The sequence below is a fragment of the Paracoccus marcusii genome (assembly GCF_006151785.1).
GTDB lineage: Bacteria > Pseudomonadota > Alphaproteobacteria > Rhodobacterales > Rhodobacteraceae > Paracoccus > Paracoccus marcusii.
In genome coordinates, this window is sequence record NZ_VDDD01000274.1 from 1 (window position 1) to 813 (window position 813).

The window sequence follows — 813 nt, forward strand, 5'->3', positions numbered from 1 at the left end:
CGCGCCGATGGCCAGCACCAGCGCCGCCGCCGCGCCCGCGCCCGCCATGGCGACGGGCCAGCGCCCGCCCTCCAGCAGGGTCGGGGACAGGATCGTGGCCAGGACCAGTGCCAGCTGCGCGCCCGCGCTGATGCCAAGCGTCGTGGGATCGGCCACCGGGTTGCGCAGCACCACCTGCAGGATCGCGCCCGACAGGCCCAGCATCGCCCCCGCCAGCAGCGCGATGACGCCGCGCGGCATCAGGCCATAGGCCATGCGGATCTGATCCAGGCTCATCGCCTGCGGATCCCAGGGCAGGGCGGGCAGGGGCAGCGTGCGCGCAGCCATCAGCCACAGCGCAAGGGCGATCAGCGCCGCGCAGGGCGCAAGGGTCCGGGTCGTCATCGCCTCAGGCCTCCAGCGCGCGGGCCAGCAGATCGCCAAAACGCAGCGCGGCGGGCACCCCGCCAAAGGCGTTCATCCGCGGCAGGTGGTGCACGCGGCCCTGCGCCACCTGCGGCAGGGCCTGCCACAGCCGGCTGCGGGACAGCGCGCCTTGCGCCTGCGGCGGGATGGGGCCTGCGATGACCAGCCGCGCGTCGGGCATGTCGGCCAGGCGTTCGATGGGAACCGGGGCCAGAAAGCTGAAGGCAGTCGCCTCGGACCAGGCGTTGCGCAGGCCGATGCGGGTCAGGGTGCTGCCGAAGAGGCTGTCAAAGCCGAAGGCGCGCAGGTGGCGCGCATCGCCGATATCGACCAGCGCCAGCGGCCGGTCGGCATGGCGCGCGACCCGCGCGGCCAGCCGGTCCAGATGCGCGTCGGCCCGCGCCCGCG

At 74.8% G+C, this 813-nt stretch carries 2 protein-coding genes; both read right to left on the reverse strand.

The window, feature by feature from the left end; genetic code table 11:
- Nucleotides 1-384, reverse strand: a 384-nt coding sequence (locus FHD68_RS18745) for an iron chelate uptake ABC transporter family permease subunit (protein WP_139086641.1), incomplete at its 3' end; no start/stop codon positions are given.
- Nucleotides 385-388: 4 nt separating this feature from the next.
- Nucleotides 389-813 (reverse strand): TroA family protein (locus tag FHD68_RS19285; protein WP_482811976.1); only part of this gene is annotated, 425 nt, incomplete at its 5' end.